General features: G+C 52.8%; 1 protein-coding gene. It reads left to right on the top strand.

From position 1 onward, the window contains the following. Window positions 1-25,409, top strand: a 25,409-nt coding sequence (locus FP815_11060) for a hypothetical protein (protein MBA3015473.1), incomplete at its 3' end; no start/stop codon positions are given.

Here is a 25,409-nt window from a genome sequence, read left to right as displayed (position 1 = left end):
ATGCAAAAGCTCTTTGTTGTTACTGCTTTTCTTTTATCCCTGCTTTGTGGAATTGCTCAGGCCTCTGTCATAGACGCCCCACACAACGAAACCTTCAGTGTTTCTTGTGGTTCATGCCATAAATATTCTCTCTGGTGGCAATTCTCTCCTCTAGTGGCATTCGACACCACAACATACAATAATAAAGTTAATAGTCTCTGCCTTGAGTGTCATGATGGTTCTGATCCTCAGATTTCTATTATGCAGGCACACTCGAGTGATATCCTTGGAGTAAAATACGGGCCATGGGTGACAGCCTGTACCGACTGCCATGATCCACACCGGCAAAGCCAGCTTTCGTGGCGAACCAGTAACCCCACAGCCCTCTATTTGGTTACCGGTATTATTTCCTCTGTCGTGCCCAATTCACCGCAGGCTGGTCAGACTACCATTACTTACTCCACTTTTTCGGCGCATAGTCAACAGTGGGAGACCCCGAATAGCATTGACCCGAATGTCGTCACTTGGGAACGAAAGAACTTCTCGTTACCGCAAACCGGGCTGACCTTGGTTCACGACAGCAGCAACGCCCTGAATACCTTCTCTATCTTTTCCGTCAACAGTGCGGCCCAGTCCATCGTTGTCCAAGGTATTCTGGACCCGGAGCAGATCAATACCACTCAAAATCCAACCTCTAACACCTTTGGTCTGATTTACGGTCAGCTTATAAAAAGCCATATCATCTCGACGGGAAACGGGGCGGCTTCTCACGATGTCAAATTCTTCGATCCGTTCATTAACTATGACTCAGGCAAGATAGGTGGTTTCGTCGCCAACCTTGCTCTGTCACGGCAAGGCATTTGTCAGGCGTGTCATCAGAGCACTATCTATTGGTTGGAAAATGGTACGAGCGACGACCATTACACCTCAATCGTCTGCACCGCATGTCATGTCGCAGCTAATGGCTTTAAGAAGAATATCAATAGTGCGGATCATGGTGCCTCGGGTTTTCAGTATGTTCTTGATTCCCCCGAATGTGTCAGCTCCTGTCACCAAGCCAACGATCCGCTTCAGGTTCACCACAGTGTTTGTATTGATTGTCACCAAAGTATTCAGACCATTCCTGCCCTGGCAGACTACACGACCCGCAAATACGTCACGGCTATTCCCTTAGGTGGTGGAACCTGCAAGGACTGCCATAGTACTTATAGCGATTTCAGCAGTCACCAGCACGATCACACAGCAACCGTACTTATCCCCCAGAATCCGATTAAACCCACAGAGAATTGTTTAGGCTGTCATAATCATAATGCCACGGCTGCTCCCTTTGTTGGTGCAGGACAGGTTCATAGCATAATCCCATCAGGACAGCCAAGCGTCTGCGCCAACTGTCACGACCTTAGTAATGCCTCACTCATTGGCAGCGCTGCTAATTTCACCTCTCCCTCAGCGCCATGCGGCGAGTGTCATTCAAGCTACTTTAACGGACACAGGCACGGGGCATCCGAACAGATCACCCATTGGTTGCAATACGACCCGGTCCGAGACCTTTCTGATGGAGAAGGGTGCGGACTCTTATGTCATAACGGTCAAGTTGAAACCTGGGACAATATCAAGGCACGACATAGCAGCAGTGGGCTTTGCACCACCTGTCACAATTCAACTCGAACCAACGGCGGGATCACATCAGTCAATCCGCTCTATGGTTCCATTGCCGCTGCTATTGCCGAGGCCGGCGCCACTAACAATGTGACCCTGACTTGCATCGATTGTCATGCCGATAAGACTACCCGCCATATCCCGGATCACAGTCGCTTTGTTACCGGAGGTAACACCACCTGTGTCAGAAACTGTCACTCCGCTACCTTTACTACCAACTCGAACGATCCTAAGCTCCACAACACTTGTACTACCTGCCACACCGGCTTGGTTTCCCCAGTGACAATGGTTGGCAGCGCCATTGGCCATGCTGATCAAAATCCAGGTTATGGCAATCCCAATATCTGCACCACCTGCCACGTCAGTAAGACCTTTGATACTCATCTTAAGAAGAATGACCATGTTGGCCAGGTTCAGGCAACAGCCAATGGTACCTGTGAAACTTGCCACTCTGAGACCGGGGATCTGGTCATTAACCCCCAGTTGCATAAGAATAACTGTGACCTCTGCCATAATAAGAACGACGGCGGGGTTCTCATGGTGGGTATTGATGGGCGTGGCACGGCGGTCAATGGTCGCGGTGATTGTGCCAGCTGTCATACATCCTATGCCGCTGATTTCTATTTCCACATCCCTTTTAATCATAACGTGGTGACGGTGAAACCTAAGCACGATACACCGGTGCTGCAGGCAACCGCCAAATGTGTCGGCTGTCACAACGAGACTGACCGGGCAATCGGAATCCATAAGACCAATAATTGCGCCACTTGCCACGCCCAGACTACCGGGGTGTTGATCGCCGGGACCTATGGTGATGCCTCCGGTGGGCCCAATACCTGTGCCGGCTGTCATCCGGCGCACGATGCTGCCTTCACCAACCATCAGGGTCCGGTTAACCATAATACCATAAGTATCCTGGCTACGGCGTCATGCGTCTCCTGTCACAAAGAGAGTGATCGAGCATCCGGCATCCATAAGACCAGAACTTGCGACACCTGTCATACTCCAGGCACTGGGATTCTGGTCTCGGCAGCCAACGGCGATGCCACCAAGGGCGCTGGGGCTTGTGTTAACTGTCATCAATCACGTGGCACAAATTATACTAATCATCTCCCTCCGACCCATGCCCGGCTGACTAAGAGTTCTGGCTGCACGACCAGTTGTCATACGGGAACCAATCTTATTGCCGATATTCATAAAAATATCTGTGTGAGCTGTCACACCGCCACGACCGGAGTTCTTAAAGGTAGCGCAGTAAATGGTCCTGGTGATTGCCAGTTCTGTCATACTCTGATCAACCCGGCCTCCCCGCATATCGCCCAGCATGATTATATCAAGTTCGACGACACTCCTGCCCTGTCTTGCGTTGCCTGCCATAACAGCAACGGGGCATCAGAGCATATGGGCAGGACCACGGAAAACGGCCCCATTACCTGTACCTCTTGCCACGACCCCAACAACACCAGCTATCAAGATAAGATCTATTGGGGAAAACGTGGCGTCAGCATCTATTGTCGGGAGTGTCATGGCGGGTATCGGACAACCAACCACCCGCTTGATGTGATGCCTGATCATTTGGCACAAGGCTATGTCACGAATACCCCTTCCTGCGCTGCATGTCATGATCCTTCCGGCTCCGCCGATCTGATTGTCGTTGTCCATAAAAATAATTGTAACGCCTGCCACAGCACAATCGACTTCAGTCTTACCGGAAGCGCAACCGGGCATCTTGGTGGTGGTAGTTGTACTGTTTGTCATGGCGCAGCAGGACACGATACCACAATGGTGCACGATCACCGGCCTATCTCCTTTGGCACTGGAATCAACTGCTCCAACTGTCATAGCAGCGATTCCTCAAACCTTGGTCAAAAAGGCAGTGGCGCCTTGACTTCGCAGGCAGATGTCGATGCCCTGCACAGTCGAATTACCGGAAATTCCTGTGCCCTTTGTCATAGCTATAATGCTGCCACCCAGGCCAACTCTGAAGGACTCCCCCTGAAAGCCACGGTCACTAGCGCTATAGCCAATGGCAGGGATGGCACGACGGATGCCACTTGTGTGGTTTGCCATAGCTATAACCAGACTGGTCATGGCTACATCGATCATGTTGCGCTCGGTAAGGTCACAGGCAGTGCCAAGTGCGTTTCCTGCCATGATCAAGTAGGCCAGGGTGACGACGCGATGTATGTCTTGTCTATTCATAATAAGAGCGGCAACGGATGTGGCACCTGTCATCTCAGTGTGCAGGGCGGGGGGGCCTTGAAGGCGCCCTATGAGGACATCAACGGTGGTCAAGGCGGTGGTTGCGTTACCTGTCACACCGATTATGACACCGATTTCGGGGCTGGTCATCAGTTCGAAGACCACGCCGTTATCTCGGGACTTGTCAACTGCACCTCCTGTCATGGTGGCGATATCCTGAAAAATGTCCACGGCAACGGTTCTGTTGCCGAATGTCTGAATTGTCATGCCTCAGCAAGTGATGGCAGCTTGATTAATGGCCTTAACGGCTGGGGTAACGCCTCGACGCATGTCATTGGCGCTTCAGTCAGTTGTGGGGGGTGTCACAGCGCTTATGTCGTCAATTTCCAAACCGGTCATCAGCGAGAAGACCATAACGGCATAGCCAGCACTGCTACCTGTGTTGCTTGCCACATTACGGATAAGATTACCGGCGCTGATACTCACAAGGGAGTCTGCGCCAACTGTCACACTAATATTATTACTAACGGTACGCTTAAAAATGGTAACCGGGGATGGGGTAACGCTACCGGAGGCTCAGGGTCTTGCTCCAGCTGTCATCCAGTGTATTTTGATGGCCATGTCCATGGTACTGTTGGCGGCTACATTACCCATACTGTTGCTGTCAAGCCAACTGACCTGGCTCAGGAAGAGCCGGGTACTGCGTGTGATTATTGTCATGGACCATTTGCTGGTATGGACGATATCAAGGCGTTACATGACATCCCAGCCAATGGCGGTTCTTGTGCCACATGTCATAAGGCCACCCGTGACATTAATGCAGGGGCTCCCACCGGCAGGACCGTGGCCCAGGTAATAGCCGATGGCCTGCAAACGGGTTGTCTGGATTGTCATGCCGATAAAGTAAAGCCTGCTATCCATTATGTGTTGCACACCGATTATGTCTCCGTGACTCCTGAATGCGCCACTGCCGAGTGCCACTCCGAGAGTAGCCTGTTGAACGGGCTCCATAATGTAAAGAAATGTTATACCTGTCACGCCTCCGCTACTCCTCCGATTACCTTGATCGACAGCGCAGCAGGTCATTATGTGCCGGAAAACAGTCTCGTCAATACCTGCACCACCTGCCACTCGACCATTGTCGATCATGATGGCGATGCCAGCCATGACCGGTTGAGTACGACTGCCAATTGCGCCATCACCTGCCATTTTGCAACCGGAGATACCGCCCATGCCGGCGGGACCTTCGCTGACATTTACGCAACCCATCTTTCCAATTGTCAGACTTGTCACAGTAGCGGTTATCAGAAGGTTAAAAATGCTATTGAGGCAGGCCGGAGCCGTAACAGCAATCCGACGCCGATCACCTGTGAAACCTGTCATCCGGTTGCTGGGGGCATCCAGCATGGCGATGTTGCTCATAACGGGATGAACAGCTCTACTTTTATCCTCAGGGATTGCAGGGGGTGCCATTCAACCACCACCTTTTCCGGTTTCTATGAGACCCATAATTACCAATGTGCCAGTTGTCACTCCTACACGGTCGATGGCACATGCCTGCCGACAGAACCATCCTGCGTTTACGAAGGGACGATTGCCAGTGAAGTTGTATCTTCGATAGATGATGGCAAGGCCGGTAGCCGCGTCATTAACTGTGAATCCTGCCACCATTATAATCTGATCAATCTGCCTATTTCCCATACCACGGAAAAGCCGCCCCATAACCCGTTCGATGATCCGCCACCGGATTGTACGATCTGTCATATTCAGCCTTGGGGCGGCCATATGGACAATCTTGGCACTAATGTGCTTTGTTCTTCATGCCATTACAGCCTTGATCCTGGGGCGACCGGTGTGCTCCATGTCATGACCTTCAGCGGCAATGAAAATTCTTGCATCAAATGCCACGTCAGCACGCGGCAGCAGGTCAAAGACTCTATAATTAATGGTATCGCCGGACAATTACAAGATTGCACCAACTGTCATGGAGTTGAGGATACCCTTTACCATCCGACCCCACCAACCAATGTCCAGCATGACATGGTCTCCATCACCGCAAGTTGTACTGCTTGCCATGTCGCAGCTGATATGGGGGATGTCTATGCTATTCACCGGGGAGACTGTATCGTCTGTCACAGCCATACCCTCCGCCAGGAGGTTTTGGATGCCGTTGAAAAAGGTCAAAGCTTTACCAGCACGCCCCCACCGGTGGCTGTCACCTGTGTTACTTGTCATTCTGTTGGTCATATTCAGGCCGATAGTCATCAGATAACCTTGGCCAGTGCCCAATGCAACAACTGTCACGGTTCACTAGCCACCTCGAACCAGATTGTTGATCTGCATGACCGGCCCACCAACAGCCCGCCAGGTCCGTGTGCTACGTGCCACAATACGGGCGTTCGTCAGCAAGTGAAAGATGTTATCAACGCGGGAGTTGCATCAAACTGTTCCACATGCCATGCCCCGTATTTGAGTACTTACGAAAATCACCTGGTTCAGGATCATAATGGGGTAACCGGAATCGCTGCCTGCACCGGCTGTCATACCGGTAACATCATTACTGCAGTTCACGGCAACGGGACAATCGGGACCTGCACCCTGTGCCATACCCCGATAACCGGAGTGAAGATTGCCGGTGTCAACGGTCATGGTACTGCTGTCAATGGTTCAGGCACCTGCACCTTCTGCCATCCGGCCTATTTTGCCGGTCATGTCCATAATCATGCCGTAACCGTCAAGGTTAACAGTGCAATTAGCCCAATCACAGACAACTGTGTGGGGTGTCATAGCGCCACGACCTCTCCATTTATTGGCACTGCGCCTAATCAGGTCCATAGCGCTCTGGGCTGTGCCACTTGCCACAGCCCAAGTAACGGTAGCCGTACAGGCTCGGCTCAGACTACCACCGGCGAGTGTAGCGGATGTCATACCGGGACCTTTGCCGGTCACAGTCATAGCCACACCATTACTCAAAGAGTGGGTATCGATCAGTCCCAGGGGCAATTGTGCAACACCTGTCATAGCCAGTTTGCCAATACCTGGATCGGCATCTTAGGGTTGCATAATAACTCCTGTGGTCTGTGCCACAATGAGACCAGATTGACGACGGCTACCTCCGGCATCACCATTCAGCAGGTTATCAGCGCTGGCGCAGATCCCACCGGCTGCCTCATCTGCCACGATAGGGCAGGACTTCATGGTTTGGTGAATCACTCAGCCACAGGGCAGGGCGCTTTGAGTCATGTTACCGATACTCCTTCTTGTGTCGCAAGCTGCCATCCGGCTAACGATCCGATGACGGTTCATAACAATACCTGCACCAAGTGTCACACGGCTACCCCGACCTTGGCGGATCCTGTGAACCGAAATTTCGTTACAGCAATTGCAAAAGGGACGTGTGCCGGTTGTCATGCCGGCTATTTCATCGGACATACCCACAGCCATGCCGCTTCGATTCTTCCTACTACACTCTGTGCCAGCTGCCATACAGGAGATGGAATTACGGCCGTGCACATGAATAACTGCGCTCTCTGTCATAACCCGGCAAATGGTTCGCGGATCTCAGGCGTCAGCGGCCATGGCGATGCCACGGTCAATAGCGGTAATGGCGGGACCTGTGCGGAGTGCCATGTCGATTACTTTGACGCCCATACTCATAGTCACAGCACTCAAGTCAAGAAGAACCTGGCTTCCACTCCGTTGACTGCCAATTGTGTCGGTTGCCACACAGCAACCGTCTCGCCATTTATCGGCGCTGGGCAAGTTCATGCTCCGCAAGGGTGTGTCACCTGTCATAATACGACAAACGGAGCATTGAAGGCCCCGGCTGTTATCGGCGGGGGAGAGTGTGTTGCGTGTCACAGCACCTATTTTAATGCTCATGATCATGGGGCCATTGGTGGTGCCGTCAATCATACCATTCAGTTGAACCCGGTCATCGACCGGAGCCAGGTTGACTCACAGCCTTGCTCCAACTGTCATGTTGTTAGCAACTTCACCGAGATTTTAGCTGTTCATAAGACTGGCGGTTGTGTCGAGTGTCACAACACCACCCGTGACATCAATCCAGCTGCACCTTCCGGCACCACGGTGGCGATGGTTATTGCCAACGCTAACCAGTCAACGGTGAATTGTGTGAATTGTCACATGGATAAAATTGCCCCAGCCGTTCATCTGCACATAAATCATGGAGCACAACCTGAAGGTCTCGGTCATATTCTTGACACCCCGTTCTGTGTCGGCTGTCATGCGGTCAATGACCCGATGACGGTTCACAGCAATAAGTGCGGCAACTGCCATACCAGCCCGCCAAACTTGCAGGATCCAGTCGACCGGCCGCGGACAATTGCCATCACCCCGGACTCCACTTGTGTCCAATGTCATGGTGTGAATTACTTTACCGGACCGCACGGTCATGACCATACAGCAACGGTTACTTCTACTGCTCTCTGCGTCAATTGCCACAGTGGTAGCACGATAACAGGAGTCCATAAAAATAACTGTTTCCTATGTCATTCCAATGTCAACGGGTCACGGATCGTTGGCGCCAGTGGCAACGGTGATGCTATGGTCAATGGTGGCGGTGGTGGCAGCTGTGCTGATTGCCATGCGGGCTATTTCAACAGCCACGACCATGCCCATACCAACCAGGTGAAGAAAAACCTGGCGTCTTCCCCACTTACTGCCAACTGTGTCGGCTGTCACACCGCGATTACCACTCCATTCATTGGCACAGGGGAGGTCCATGCTGTTAAGGGATGCGCCTCCTGTCACAATACGGCGGGTAATGGCAGTCTCGTCTCGCCTGCCGTAGCTGGTGGAGGGGAATGTATCACGTGTCACACTGCCTATTTCATAGGCCATGATCATGGGACACCCGGTGGTACGGTCAATCATACCATCGAGATCAACCCGGAGACAGATATCAGTCAGGCTGATAGTCAACTATGTTCCAACTGCCATACGGTTGGCACCTTTGCTGAAATCCTGGCTGTCCATAAAACCGGTGGCTGCCTTGAGTGCCATAACACCAACCGCGACATCAATCCAGCCGCCCCAACAGGCACTACGGTGAAGATGATCATCGAAAACGCCAATCAGGGCACAGTAAACTGCTTGAGTTGTCATCTGGACAAGCAGGCGCCAGCCACTCATCTCCACATTAATCATGGAGCTGCACCTGAAGGCCTCGGTCACATCCTTGATACTCGGCTCTGTGTCGGCTGTCATGCGGCCAATGACCCGATGACTGTCCACTCCAATAAGTGCGGCAACTGCCACACTACGCCGCCAAGTCTGCAAGATCCAGCCAGTCGGCCACGGGCGGTTGCTATTACCCCTGATTCCACATGTGTTCAATGTCACGGTGTTAACTATTTCACTGGACCGCATGGTCATGATCACTCGACGACTGTTACTGCCACTGCCCTTTGTGTTACCTGTCACTCGGGAAATATCGTTAGTGTGGTGCACAACAATACGTGCTTCCACTGTCATTCCAGTACCGACGGCATTTTGATCGCAGGGGTCAACGGCAATGGCGATGCCACCGTCAACAACGGCAACGGCGGCGAATGCGCCACCTGTCATCTCGGGTATTTCAATGCCCACGATCATAACCACGCAGCTCAGGTCAAGAAGAACACGGCGATTAGTCCGGCAACTGCCAACTGTGTCGGTTGCCATACTGCTACATCAACTCCGTTTATCAGCGCAGGTCAGGTTCATGCTCAAAAGGGGTGCGCCACATGTCATAATATCAGTAGCGGTTCTCTTATTGCGCCGGCAGTTGCTGGCGGTGGTGAGTGTGTTTCCTGCCACACCACCTACTTTACCGGCCATGATCATGGCACCACCGGCGGCACGATTGATCACAGTGTGTTATTCAACCCGGTGACAGATCGTTCGCAGACTGATTCGCAGCTTTGTTCCAATTGTCATTCAGTCCAGAACTGGCCGAACATCATGACTACCCATTTTGGTGGTTGCGCCACCTGTCATAATAGCAACCGTGACATTAATCCAGTGACCCCCACCGGCACCACGGTGAAGATGGTCATTGATAATGCCAATCACAGCAATGTCTACTGCCTGAACTGCCACCTAGACAAAACAGCGCCAGCTACTCATCTCCACATTAATCATGGGGCTGCCCCTGAAGGTCTCGGTCATATTCTCGATACCCCGCTCTGTGTCGGTTGTCATTCGGCTAATGAGCCGATGGTTGTGCACTCCAACAAGTGCGGTAACTGCCACACTAATCCGCCAAACCTGCAGGATCCGATCAATCGTCCGCGGGTAGTCGCCATTACCCCGGATTCGACGTGCGCTCAGTGTCATGGGGTCAATTATTTCACCGGCCCCCATGGCCATAATCATTCCGCCACCGTTACAGCCACCACTCTTTGTGTCAATTGTCATACTGGTAATATCATCGTCACTGTCCATGCCAATAATTGCTTTCTCTGTCACTCCAGTGCTAACGGGTCACGGATTGTCGGTGTTAACGGCAACGGCGATGCCACGGTCAATGGCGGTAATGGCGGTTCTTGTGCGGCCTGTCACACAGCATACTTTAACGGCCATGATCATGATCACAGCATTTCAGTTAAGAAAAATACGGCGCTTACGCCTGTCACTGTCAACTGTGCAGGGTGTCATAACGCCACCACTTCACCCTTTGTCGCAGCCGGCCAGGTTCATGCCGCAAGTGGCTGTGCCACCTGTCATAACCCAATCAACGGTGCGCGTAGTGGTTCGGCATTAAATGGCACTGGTCAGTGTGTCAACTGCCACACCAGCTATTTTGCCAGCCATGATCATGGGTCTACCGGTGGAGCCGTTGACCATTCGGTGGCGTTTGCTCCGGCGACTGATCTGGGTCAGGTTGATTCTCAGCCTTGTTCAAACTGTCACTCGGTGCAGAATTGGCCAAACATCCTATCCACTCACCTGGGTATCTGCACTACTTGCCATAACACTACCCGAGATATCAATCCCAAGACTCCGGTAGGCACGACGGTGCAGTACCTCATCACCAATTATAGCGGAGTTGTCCATTGCCTTGACTGCCATCTTGATAAGACAGGACCGGCCGCGCATCTCTCTGTTGATCATTCTCCGACCGGGCTAAATATTCTTAAGGATGCTCCGACCTGCGTGGCAATCTGTCACCCGGCTAATAGCCAGATGGCCATTCATAATAATCGGTGTACCAACTGCCACACATCGCCACCAACACTTGAAGATCCGACCAATCGGCCTAAGGCCACGGCCATCATTCGTGGAGCCACCTGCACTGGCTGCCATACCACTTATTTCAACAGCCACAGCCACAGCCATGCGAGTACGGTGACAGTGACGGCACTTTGTGTCAATTGTCACACCGGTAACGTAATCAGTGCGGTTCACACCTCGTGCGCTACGTGTCATGATCCTGTCAATGGCAGTCGTCGCGTCGGAGTCAATGGACGTGGAGACGCTACGGTCAATGGCGGCAATGGTGGAACCTGCGCCCAGTGTCATGTGGCATACTTTAACGCTCACATTCACAGCCACACCAATCAGGTTAAAAAGAACGTGGCTACCACTCCGGCGACGGCCAATTGTGTGGGCTGCCACACCGCCACCACCACGCCCTTTATTGGTGTCGGTGAGGCTCATGCTCTTAAAGGCTGTCGCACGTGCCACAACACAGATGGCAATGGCTCTCTTATTGCACCGGCTGTTGCAGGAGGCGGCGAGTGTATCACCTGCCACACCTCCTATTTCATCGGCCATGATCATGGTACTACTGGTGGCACAGTTGACCATACCGTTCAGATCAATCTGGCATCTGATCGTTCACAGACAGATGCCGAGCTTTGCTCTAATTGCCACTCGGTTCAGAACTGGCCGAATATCATGACCACCCATTTTGGTGGCTGCGCCACCTGCCATAACGTCAGTCGGGACGTCAACCCGTTGGCCCCGACCGGCATCACGGTGAAAATGGTTATTGAAAATGCCAACCAGAGCACAGTGAATTGCCTCAGCTGTCACATGGATAAGCAGGCTCCCGCTACCCATCTGCACATCAATCATGGCGCCGCCCCTGAAGGTCTTGGTCATATCCTCGATACCCCGCTCTGTATCGGTTGTCATGCGGCCAATAACCCGATGGTAGTTCATGCTAACAAGTGCGGTAACTGCCATACCAACCCACCAAATCTGCAGGATCCGATTAATCGTCCGCGAGTAGTCGCTATCACCCCGGATTCAACGTGTATAGAATGTCATGGTGTCAACTATTTCACCGGCCTCCACGCACATGACCACAGCACAATTGTTACTTCCACCCCGCTTTGCGTGAACTGTCATGCTGGCAGCACAGTCAGCGTGGTTCATAACGGCAATTGTTTCCTTTGTCATTCCAGCGTCAATGGTTCGAGGATCAATGGCGTCAACGGGAATGGGGATGCCAGGGTCAATGGTGGAAATGGTGGCTCATGTGTTGATTGTCATCTCGGATATTTCAACAGCCATGACCATGCTCACACCGGCCAGGTGAAGAAGAATGTTGCCACCACCCCGGCAACTGCCAACTGTGTGGGTTGTCACACTGCCACTACCTCGCCCTTTATTGGCGCTGGTGAAATCCATAATGCCAAAGGCTGTGCTACCTGCCATAACACGGCTACAGGTTCTCTCGTTGCTCCGGCTGTGGCAGGTGGCGGAGAGTGCATCTCTTGTCACACCGCGTACTTCACGGCCCATGATCACGGCGCTACCGGTGGCTCGGTTGACCATACCGTCCAGATTAATCCAATCTCCGATCGGTCGCAGACCGATGCTGAACTATGCTCCAACTGCCACTCGATCCAGAACTGGCCCAATATCATGACCACCCATTTCGGCGGCTGCGCCACCTGCCACAATGTCAACCGGGACATCAACCCGGCGGCGCCCACTGGCACTACGGTGAAAATGGTTATTGAAAATGCTAACCAGAGCACAGTGAATTGCTTGAACTGTCATATGGATAAGCAAGCTCCAGCCACCCATTTGCACATCAATCATGGAGCCGCCCCTGAAGGTCTTGGCCATATCCTCGACACTCCACTCTGCGTCGGGTGTCATGGTGTCAATGCTCCGATGATAGTTCATGCCAACAAGTGTGGTAACTGTCACACCAATCCGCCGAATCTGCAGGATCCGATTAATCGTCCGCGAGTAGTTTCCATTACCCCGGACTCAACCTGCGTTCAATGTCATGGGGTTAACTACTTTACTGGCCCTCATGGACATGATCACAGCACGACTGTTACTTCAACCGCGCTGTGCGTAAATTGTCATGCTGGCAGTATCATCACGACTGTTCATGCCAATAACTGTTTTCTTTGTCATTCCAGTGTTAACGGCGCTTTGATCAATGGCGGAAACGGCAACGGGGATGCCCGAGTCAACGGCGGCAATGGCGGTACCTGTGCTCAGTGCCATAGTGGCTACTTTAACAGCCATGACCATGACCACGCTACTCAGGTCAAAAAGAACCTGGCCACGACACCCGCTACGGCCAACTGCATCGGCTGTCATATCGCCACCGTCACACCATTTATTGGCGCCGGTCAGGTGCATGCGGTTAATGGCTGTGCTACCTGTCACAATACTACGACCAACGGTTCGCTTAAGGCTCCGGCGGTTGCCGGTGGTGGGGAATGTGTCACCTGCCACTCCGGATATTTTATCGGCCATGATCATGGCACGACAGGCGGTTTGGTTGATCATACCGTGCTGATCAACCTTACTACCGATCTTGGGCAGGCAGGCTCTCAGCCCTGCTCCAATTGTCACTCGGTCCAGAACTGGCCGAATATTATGACAGCTCATTTTGGAGGTTGCGCCACTTGTCATAATGCCAGTCGTGACATCAACCCGGCAGCACCGACTGGCACCACGGTGAAAATGGTCATCGAAAATGCGAACCAGGGTACGGTGAATTGCTTGAGCTGTCATATGGACAAACAGGCGCCGGCTACCCATCTTCAAATAAATCATGGAGCCGCACCTGAAGGTCTTGGTCATATACTCGATACTCCTCTCTGTGTAGGCTGTCATGGGGGCAACGACCCGATGACCGTCCATTCCAACAAGTGCGGGAACTGTCATACCAATCCACCAAGTCTCCAGGATCCTGCTAATCGGCCACGGGTGATTGCCATTACCCCTGACTCTACCTGCGTCCAATGTCATGGAGTTAACTATTTTACTGGACCGCACGGACATGATCACTCGACGACTGTTACCGCCACCTCCTTCTGCGTCACCTGTCATTTAGGTAACAGCGTGAGTGTAGTGCACAGCAACAACTGTTTCATGTGCCACTCCAGTGTCAACGGCGCTCGCATTGTTGGCACCAACGGCAACGGTGACGCTACGGTCAACGGTGGTAGTGGTGGATCGTGTGCTACCTGTCATGTTGCGTATTTTAATGGTCACGACCATGATCACAGCGCCTCTGTTAAGAAGAATACGGCCACCAGTCCGGCAACTGTTAACTGTGCAGGGTGTCATAACGCCACAATTTCTCCGTTTATTGGAGCAGGTCAGGTTCATGCTGCTGGCAGTTGCGCCACCTGTCACACTATCACTAGCGGAGCCCTTAAGGGGTCGGCTCTTAATGGGACTGGGCAGTGCGTCAACTGTCACACCCTGTATTTCACCGGCCATGACCACGGCGCCACCGGCGGGGCTGTCGATCATACGGTGGCAATTGATCCGGTCACTGATCTTGGGCAGATTGACTCCCAGCCCTGCTCCAACTGTCATTCGGTGCAGAACTGGCCCAATATTCTCTCTTCGCACCTTGGTATCTGTACTACCTGTCACAATTCCACTCGGGATATCAATGCCAAGACACCGGTCGGGACTACGGTGCAATATGTTATTACCAGCTATACCGGGGTGATTCATTGCCTTGACTGTCATGTGGATAAGGCGGGTCCAGCGGCCCATGTTTCTGTTGACCATTCAAGTTCTGGACCTGGTATCGTTCTTGATTCTCCGACTTGCGTGGCGGTCTGCCATCCTGCCAATAATCCGATGGGGGTTCATAACAACCGTTGTACCAACTGCCACACCGCGCCGCCTGCTCTCGAAGATCCGATTAATCGGCCAGAGGTTACCACCATCCTCAGGGGCGCTACCTGCACTGGCTGCCATACCCTTTATTTCAATAGTCACATCCACAGCCATGCGACTACGGTGACAGCCACCGCGCTCTGCGTCAGCTGCCATACCGGCAATGCAATTACGACAGTCCATGCCTCTTGTGCCTCTTGTCATGATCCAATTAACGGTAATCGCAGGGTGGGAGTGAACGGTCGTGGCGATGCCACGGTCAATGGTGGCGCGGGCGGTACTTGTGCCCAGTGCCATAGCGCTTACTTTAATGGCCATACCCATAGTCATAGCACTACGGTCACGGGTAATGTTGCCGCTACCTCAACAACGGTGAACTGCGTGGGCTGCCATAGCGCTACCGCCTCACCATTTGTCGGGGCCGGTCAAGTCCATGCCGTTAATGGTTGTCTGACCTGTCACTCAGCCACCACCGCTTCCCGTATCGGTTCGGCCATTTCCGGCAGCGGCGAGTGTAAGAACTGTCATGCCGGGGCCTTTACCGGTCATGATCATGGTAGCAGTGGCGGTATCGTCGACCATACGGTTCAGATCAACCCGGTGACCGACCTCGGCATGGTTGATTATGAGCCCTGCTCCAACTGTCATTCGGTCCAGAACTGGCCGAATATCCTGACCACTCATCGTAATGACTGCACCACCTGTCACAACACTACCCGCGATGTCAACCCGATAGTACCCACAGGTGTCACCGTGCAGATGGTCATTGCCAATGCCAATCAGGCTACTGTTAACTGTATTGCTTGCCATAAGGACAAATTGGCGCCGGCAGTTCATACGCCGGTTGACCATCTTGCTACCGGCATCCTTCTAGACACGCCGAACTGCGTTGCTGCCTGCCATGCAGCCAATAACCCCTTTGCCGTCCACAAGAACCTTTGTTCACATTGTCACACTGCGCCGCCGGCTATTGAAGACCCGGTAAACAGGCCGCAAGTTACAGCGATTGTTCGCGGTGGCGCCTGTGCCGATTGTCATACGACCTACTTTGACAGCCATAGCCACAATCATACTGTAACAGTAATAGCGACAGCACTTTGTGTGACCTGCCACAGTGGTGACAGGATTACGGCTGTCCATGCATCCTGTGCCTCTTGCCATGACCCAGCTAATGGTCTTCGTCGAGTTGGTGTAGGTGGCTATGGTGATGCCACGGTCAATGGCGGCATGGGCGGCACATGTGTTCAGTGCCATAGCGCTTACTTCAATGCCCATAGCCATAGTCATAGCGCCTCGGTCAGAGTTAATGTCGCTTCAACTCCGATAACAGTCAACTGTGTGGGATGTCACAGCGCTGCAATTACACCGTTTATTGGTAGCGGTCAGGTTCATGTAGTAAATGGCTGCTTGACTTGTCACTCCGCCGCTACCGGCGTCCGGATCGGCGCTGCCACCACCGGTAGTGGAGAGTGTAAAGATTGTCATATTGGCGCCTTTGCCGGTCATGACCATGGTTCTACCGGGGGGGGAATCGACCATACTGTGCAGGTTAATCTGACGACCGACCTTGGTCAGACGGATGCTAAGCCATGTTCTAATTGCCACTCGTCTCAGAACTGGCCGAACATCTTAAACTCCCATCTGAATATCTGTACCACCTGTCACAATTCCACTCGTGATATCAACCCGGCGGCACCGACCGGCATCACGGTACAGATGGTGATTATGAACGCCAACCAGGCGGCAGTGAACTGTCTTGCCTGTCACCTTGATAAACAGGCGCCTGCCGCTCATGGCTCAGTTGATCATTCGGCAGCGGGACTCGATATCGTTCTTGATGATCCGGCATGCGTGACACTTTGCCACGTTGCCAACAGTCCGATGGCAGTCCACACCAATCGTTGCACTAACTGTCACACTGCGCCACCGGCCTTGGAAGATCCGGCAAACCGATTGAATACGACTTATATCATCAAGGGGGCCACCTGTAGTGGATGTCATACCCTGTATTTCAACAAGCACATTCATAGTCATGTCACTACAGTGCTGACCACTGCCTCTTGTGTTACCTGCCACACCGGGGACCGGGTCACTTCGGTTCACACCTCCTGCGCCTCCTGCCATGATCCTGCCAACGGCAGCCGCAGAGTAGGGATTAACGGTCTTGGTGATGCCACGGTCAATGGGGGCTCGGGTGGCACCTGCATTCAGTGTCATGCTGCTTACTTCAATGCTCACAGCCATAGCCATGCTGCAACGGTCGCGGTCAATATTGCCTCAAGTCCGAAGACCGCTAACTGTGTGATTTGCCATAGCGCTACCATCTCACCGTTTACTGTCGGTGGAGACGTGCATTCGATAGGTGGCTGCCAGACCTGTCATGCGCCTGCCACCGGCGCCCGTATCGGTTCGGCCTTGAACGGCACCGGCGAATGTAAGAACTGTCATACTGTGTACTTTGCGGGTCATGATCATGGGTTAGCCGGTGGCACAATTAACCATACGGTGGATGTTAATCCGGTAACCGATCTTGGTCAGGCTAATGGCCAGCCTTGCTCTAACTGTCATCATGCCGGGAACTGGCCAAATGTGATGCAGACCCATCTCAATAATTGCGGGACCTGCCATAATGCCACCAGAGATATCAACCCGACATACGCTACCGGGACCACTATCCCTGATGTGATCACCTTTGGCGCTAATCCTACCAACTGTCTTAACTGTCATGCCGATAAGGATGCGCCGAACCAGCACATGAACCATGTCACTCCCGGATATGTTACCGTTGCCGCCGGCTGCGTTACCAGTGTCTGTCATGAGGGCGGCAGTATCGATCCGGTGGCCCAGACCCATCTTGGTCACTGTTATGATTGCCACACTGCCCCGGATACCGGGGACTACACCTTGAAGCCAACCAGTCTTGCCTTTGGTCATGGGCCTCTGGATCCAGGATTTGGTAATCCGAACACCTGCATCAGCTGTCATGATGCTAATTTTACATCAATACACAACGCGATTGCTCCAATCCATAACGTCGGCTCAAACACTGGTTGTGCCGACTGTCATGGCGATCTCAGCACCTGGATGGCGATCCAAGCCCTGCACGATGTGCCAGCCAGCGGCGGGGCCTGCGCCACCTGTCATAGCAGTGTCCGATCTCAGGTTGTTGTCGCCATTAACGATGGCAATGCCGATTCCTGTGCCGAGTGTCATGCCCCTCACTCAATGACTCACAATGTTACGGCAGACACCGGTTGCGACAGTTGTCATGGTCAGCTTGCCACCTGGTCCGGTATTGAGATTGCACATCTGGTTGATGATAATACTTGCAACACCTGCCATACCAGTGTCAGGGGTGATGTCATAGCTGCTATCAGCGACGGTAACCCTGACACCTGCGCCGAGTGTCATCCGGTGGGTCATGACTTGGCCGTCAATCATGCATCAATCAGTATTACCGGGACCTGCAACACCTGTCATGGCCCGCTGGCGGATATGGTCGATATCGATTCTCTGCACACTATTGCAGGTTCAGGCCTTGATTCCTGTAACACCTGTCACACCGCGACCCGAGAGACCGGTATCGGCACCGGTATTACCATCGCCAATGTCATTGATACTCCTGGTGCCAAGGAGTGCGTTACCTGTCATGTGGAAAAGGCATTCGGTCATCCGGGCGGCGGCAATCATGCTACTATCAAGCATTCGCCCCAGTGTCTGGTCTGCCACACCGGCACCAACATCGTTTCCGAGATCCACAATGGCAGCTGCACGCACTGTCATGACGGCGCTCCGCCAACTCTGAAGATCGGGATTACCGGTGGTGATTGTATGCATTGTCATGGCATCCACCATGACGCAACCCATGTCAGTTTTGTTGGCACGCCATCGTGTAACCCGTGTCATCCAAATGCCAACTATACTCAAATTGCCGCAGTTCACTCTAATGACTGCTCTGTCTGTCATAAGAGTGACAATCCGGCAGTTATTACCGCTATCGCCAATGGTCTCCTTGGTCAGCAGCAGAATTGCACCAGTTGTCATGTCTATGAGCATCACACTAACTCTCATGCCCAGAAAGGTGACTGTGCTTATTGTCATGCCGATCCTCGTCCGAGTTGGGAGGGCACTTACAACGTATCGATGCCTAACCCGCTTCCTTATCAGATGAGTTGCCGTGAGTGTCATGTCGAGCAGACTGGCACCGGCTTGGTGGTTTATAAGAACTCTTATTTTACTAATGTCGTGAATCCGCTGAATGCGACCATCACCTTCCCCAACGGGGTGCAATCGATCAATATCAATGGGGCGGCAACAGTGAGCAAGACTATTGTCGCTTCTCACACCATCACCAGCGGTGAGAAGATCAATGTCTACAATTATGGCAGTTGTCTCTCTTGTCATAGCGTCCGTCAGGTCCGTCATGCTAAGCCGCAGGTCACTGAATACCCGACCCCGGATCCGATGAACGTGACCACCTTCCCCTATGACACCTTGCGTAACGCACCGGGTCGTAATATCTTCAATGATTTCAAAAACGATTTCAGGAAGCCACAGGATTGGTTGCGCTACCTCACACGGTCTACCGATTCCTACAACCGTGGTCGTTTCTTTATGCGTAACGTCAGCCGGGGAACTCAGCCCTGGAACTGGGGCTCAGTCGCTCACCTGAACGTCAGTGTCCCTTGTGTCGATCCGGTTAATGACCCTGAAAATCAGTGTGCGCCGAACGGCAGCTTCAGTGTGCCATACTTCAGTAATATCGCCACTCCAGGACCATTCCCTGAAAAACTGCATTTTGTGCGTACCGTTTGGAACGAGGCTGGCAACAACGAATTGACTGTTTACGTAACTAACCAGTATTTGCAGAACGCGACCATGACCCTGACCTATGGTACGCAAATTGTTGATCAGCCGATGAACTGGAATGGCGTGGTCAAGCGTTGGGAGCTGACTGTGCCATCCCTGACGTATCTGGAGACGGTATCGGTTACTTCAACTGTGGCTGGCGGCGGTACGGTGAGTAAGAGTCATTACGTATCCGATATGAGTCGAGAGATCGTGGTGGGCTCAGTGAATCATTATTATGTCAAGTTCGAGTCAACCGAATGCGCGCCGTGTCACAGTGAGGATATGGTGATTGAACATGTCACCCACTATGGTCTTAGTTGTGGAACTTGTCATGACAGTACGGACCAGACCATTATTGACACCATTGCCACAGGTACGGCTGAGATAAATGTGTTTTGTTCCAATTGCCATGGAACACAGAATGAGGCGTTGCATCGCGTTCAGCACGATGCCTCCGTCTTGTTTGATGATCTTGGGCAGCAGTGCGATAGTTGTCATGAAATCAACAACGTCAGTGATCATGTGGATGACCGGGGTATGACCTGCGATACCTGTCATGCAGACTCGCGCTTTATCTCGATTATCAACAGTGGCCAGCAGGGAACTGAAATATTCTGTTCAACCTGTCACAATGCATCCTTTGCCTCGACGGATGAGCCGCCAAAGCCAGCCACCATGGCAATTGTTCCCGGTCATTGGGTCGCACCGGATCATTCGGGCTTGGGTTTTGTGCTCATGCAGTCACCATGCAACTCATGTCATGACCCCGCTGGAACCAGCGACACGGTAGCCGATGTCCATAATAATAAGTGCGGTCTCTGTCATGTGGCGCCTCCTGTTCTTAGAATCGGCCTGCCGGCAACTGGTGGAATGTGCCGCGACTGTCATACAGACACCTCATTCCATCACAAGACCCAGCAGTCCCAAGCAGGTGACTGTACTTACTGTCATGCGGCACGTGGACTTGGTTCCTATGCTCCGAAACAGATGGCCTGCAAGGGGTGTCATATCAACTCCACCGGCACCGAGCTTGAGATCAAGAAATTTGACCTTAGCCTGGCCACCGGGATTCGGCCAACAAGCATGGAGTCTGGTTTGACGCATAATATTCCCAATATAAGCGCGACTCAGACCCCGATCCAAATCTTTGATTATCGCTCATGTTTCGCCTGTCATTCCGGCATGAATCCGGCCTTCCCGACGGCTCCGATAGTGAAGCCGTTCCACGGGTTCCCTGGTGATAATGCCAAGGGGGCGGGTGCTCCCATCCTTAACACCTCAATGATCAATGATGTCGGCAGTAATTCTGATGTTGCCAACATGCTGCCACGGGTGGCACTCTATTATCATCCGGGCATCGAGACCTTCCGTCGCTTTGGGGATTATTTTGCGTCACGTACCGGCGCCAATAACTATCGCCGCTACTATTCCACCAGTGATTATTTTGGGCGGACGACATTGCCATCATTGAATACGGATACCGGCCTAACCTCCAAGGCCATGGCTATGAAGACCGCAGGGCAGCTGTTCTCGGGTGAAGAGATTATCATCTGGCGTAAAACTGCCACTCCAACCTATGGCACTGCTTATCGGACTCCTGCCACCGGCTTTGCGGATCGGATGCTGGCGCCAGTTTCGTACAACCTCTTTGGCGCTGCGGATGGTCCTTATACTTCGGTGCCGTACTTTAATATATCCCTGCCCCAGCCCGGACCTTACGGCGAGAAGATTGCGGTTACCAAGGCCGACTGGAATCCGGTCACTAAGGTGTTAACCGTATGGGCGATCAACGATGGTCTTGAGGCGGTTCAGGTCTATGTCGGTGGCACGCCGATGACATGGTCAACAGGGAAGGGCCGTTGGGAGTATGAGGTAAGCCAGCTTACGTATATTCCGACGCTGGAGCTGAGCTCAAATTCCCAACCGGTGCCAGGTCACAAGACTGTCACGGTCAAGAACACCAAGGACCATTTGGTGGTGCTGAAGGCGGAATGGAACCCGAGCAGTGTCGGGTCCGAGTTCTATGTCGAGGTTCAGAACACGACCAGTACCGTGTTGTGGGCGGATTATGCCACTAACTATAATGTCCCCTTCAGTAATATGGGAGGCAATAAATGGTCGCTGATCGCTCCTGCTGCAAACTTCCCGTATCAGGTGCGGGTTCATTCCAATAACTATGGCGATGTTACAGCCTTGGTGAAGGATATCACTCCTTCCTGGCCGCCGCCGAAGAAAGGAACCATTACCCAAGGCACCAGGACCTCATCTTGGGATCTCTCAAGAAGCCCGGACAGATTGCGAGTCTATGTCCAGGTGGGCACTGATGGCCGAATGCCCAAGATGCGGCTCAATGGTTCCGGGACCTATGTTGACTACCCGTGTACTTGGAGTTCTCCGAATTATCTATGCCAGGTAAGTGACAATGCCCTGGTTGGGGCAGGTTATGATCCGTATGTGGTGATCTATACCGGCGCCTCTCCTGGAGAAGGCTCGGTGCTGAGTTACAAGATTAATAATTGGGGCGTAACTCAGAGTCCGTTGCTGCCAATGACCAATATTCCTCCGACAGCAGTTGATGATCACTATAGCCTGCCCATGGGCACTATCGGCGCCCAGATGTTTGATGTCCTGGTCAATGATAGTGATCCCGATCTTGGCACCGTGAGTATTTACAGGGTGGGTGCGCCTTCCAACGGTGGCACGGCCACCATTGTCGGCAATACTATCAGTTATGCTCCGGCGATTGGTTACAAAGGTGTTGAACGGTTCACCTATACCATCAGCGATGGCGCTGATACCGCGACCGCATTAATTACCGTCTATAATGACGATGGCATTGATGATCCGCCGGTGGCTGTTAACGACAAGGTATCCGGTATTCTCAAGGGGAGCACAGGCAATATTATCGATGTGCTGGCCAATGATTACGATCATGATTTTGGTGATACGATCACTATCATCTCCGTTACCCCGGCATCGTCAGACGGGACGGTCGAGATTGTCGAAGGCGGACAGAGCTTGGTCTTGAGCTATAGTCCGCAAAGCCTCTTCACGGGCCTTGAGGTGTTTACATACACCATCCGGGATGCCGCTGGCCAAACTGCTACAGCTACGGTGACAGCGACTGTGGTTCTCGGTCCGGTAGACCACACCACCTTTGTCGTCGGTAATGGGAACTGCATCATCTGCCACGATGGCAGCGCCGGTACCAGTACGACCACGCCTGTCGATCCTAATGATAATTTGATTCATGATGCCTGCGCCACCTGTCATGAGCCTGATGGCACCTTGCTGAGCGTGGCAGCGGCGAATGATCCGGCCACGGCGGCTGATGTAGTGGCGATGGATTCTGCTGGGGATTGCACTGGTTGTCACGGTCAGTACTTCAGTAACCACAAAGCCATAAGTCACGTTACGCGGGTTGCTGGCGAGTCCTCCTGTAATAACTGCCACTCGGAAACGGCAGGCTCCGTCAATGGCGTCCCCAGCGACCCGGCAGATAATAGAAAGCATGACAGCTGTTTTGCCTGCCATGCACCAAACGGTCTGCTGCGTACTTCAACCATCACTCCGGTGGCTGAACTGAATGGCTGGAGCAATGTACATTCTTCAGCCCCCGGTACGATCAGTGGCGCTACTGGCGCCACTATTCCTGCCTTTACGGTTGGTACAGGCAGTGATCGTATATTTATGGTGGCGGTAGCCATGGAGACCTCGAGCAATGCAACTCCTACAGTGAGCGCTACTTATGATGGCATAGGATTGCAACAAATTGACGTAACAACGGTTGCGAATCGTGAGCATGTGTGGATGGGCTATCTGAAAGAGTCTGAACTTGTGACTTTGGGTTCTGGCGATAAACAATTGACCGTTACTTGGAGTATCTCAACCGGGACTGTTACCGGTCTCCATGTCAAATGGGGGGCATACGCCGGTGTTGATCAGACGACCCCGATTAATAGCAGCGCGGCCAATAACAATGGGTCAACAAGCATCACCTTTGGCTCAACCATAACCTATAAAGCTTACGGGCGAACAGTGTATGTGGCTGCCAATGGAGGCGCTCTTGCTGGTCAGACTGTTAATAATGCTGATTTCGGAGTAAGCTCGGCGCTTGAGCAAACCAGCGCTCATAGCAGTATGACCGTTCAGACCGGAACTTCTACGGTGGATGGAAGCTACGCAAGCACCACCACGGTCGCCTTTGCCGGAACTACATCAAGTCGTTCCGGGCTAGTGGTGGCGGCCTTGAATCCGGTTTCAAATCAGCTACTGCCGGCCAATGTGGTAGCAATCATAGCTGGTGATTGTCTCACTTGTCACGGCAGTTACTTTACCAACCACAAGAATGTAAACCATGTTACTCTGGTTGGTGATGCCGCAGCCTGTGCCGGCTGCCATCCCGGGACCAAGGGCAGCGCGACTACTGTACCAGTCTCTCAGGGGGACAATAAAGTCCATGATACCTGTTCTACATGCCATGAAATTAACGGTGATTTGAGAGCGGCCTATGGTCGGGCTCAGGCTATGCCCAACGGCGGTGACGGCGGCAATAACGGCGGCGGTACCTGTGATGCTTGTCACACCTTGGGCTTTGTCGGTTCCCATCCAGGATCTGATCATAGTATCAAGGTTTCAGCCTATGCTAATTGTGTTACCTGTCACACCGCAGTTGGAGCCACGGTAGATCCGGCCGATCCAAAGGTTCATGATTCATGTAATGCTTGCCATGATGCCGTGACCGGTGTCTTGATCGGTTCGGCCACTGGCAATAGTGGTGGCGGTAATTGCTCGGTCTGTCACGGCGAGTACTTTGTCAGCCATACTCATGCTCATACAGTGTTGCAGGCAGCCACGGATAAGGCGCAAGCAACGCCAGGTTCTTTGTGCAGCGCTTGCCATATCCCGAGCCCTTCAGGTCTTACCACCTGGGCCTCGGTCTATGCCGAACATCTGGGCGATTGCGGCACATGTCACAGCAGCGCCCGTCAAGATGTGAAGAATGCAATTACTGCCAAGGCCAATCCGACTGATTGTCTTGTCTGTCATGCTACTAAACAGACTCCGGCTACTCACGGCGGGCATTCTGTCAGTCATTTTGCAAACCATGCGAGCTGTAGCGGGTGTCATAACGATGGCGGACTGGGCGTGGTCGTTGGTATCCATAAGAATAGTTGCACCATGTGTCATACCTCTGCCTCCGGTGGCACAGGCACCGCCAAGGTCGGCGCCAATGGCGATGGCAATGCTATCCTCGGTATCGGCGCAGCCCCGTACACCGGCGTTACCTGTCTGACCTGTCATAATGTCGCTGATCCCGATGTGACTCCTGCCTCTATCGGTGGCATCCATCACAACAACACCGGCAGCATCGTTTACAATGTTAACAACTGCAACGCCTGCCACGCTAATTCCGATCATGTGAATCTGGTCAAGGATACCCCTGGCAACTGCAACGGTTGTCACACCCTGACTGCCGCCCTCACTGGCAAGCCTGCTCCGGTAAGTACGGGTGATCCGAAGGTTCACGACGCCTGTACCACTTGCCATCTGATCGTTGCTAGCCCTGCCTATAACGGCACGTTGGTAATCGCCCCCGG

The sequence above is a fragment of the Desulfobulbaceae bacterium genome (genome assembly GCA_013792005.1).
Classification (GTDB): domain Bacteria; phylum Desulfobacterota; class Desulfobulbia; order Desulfobulbales; family VMSU01; genus VMSU01.
The sequence above is the reverse complement of the archived record's forward strand: the minus strand, read 5'-3'. Positions and strand labels throughout refer to the sequence as shown.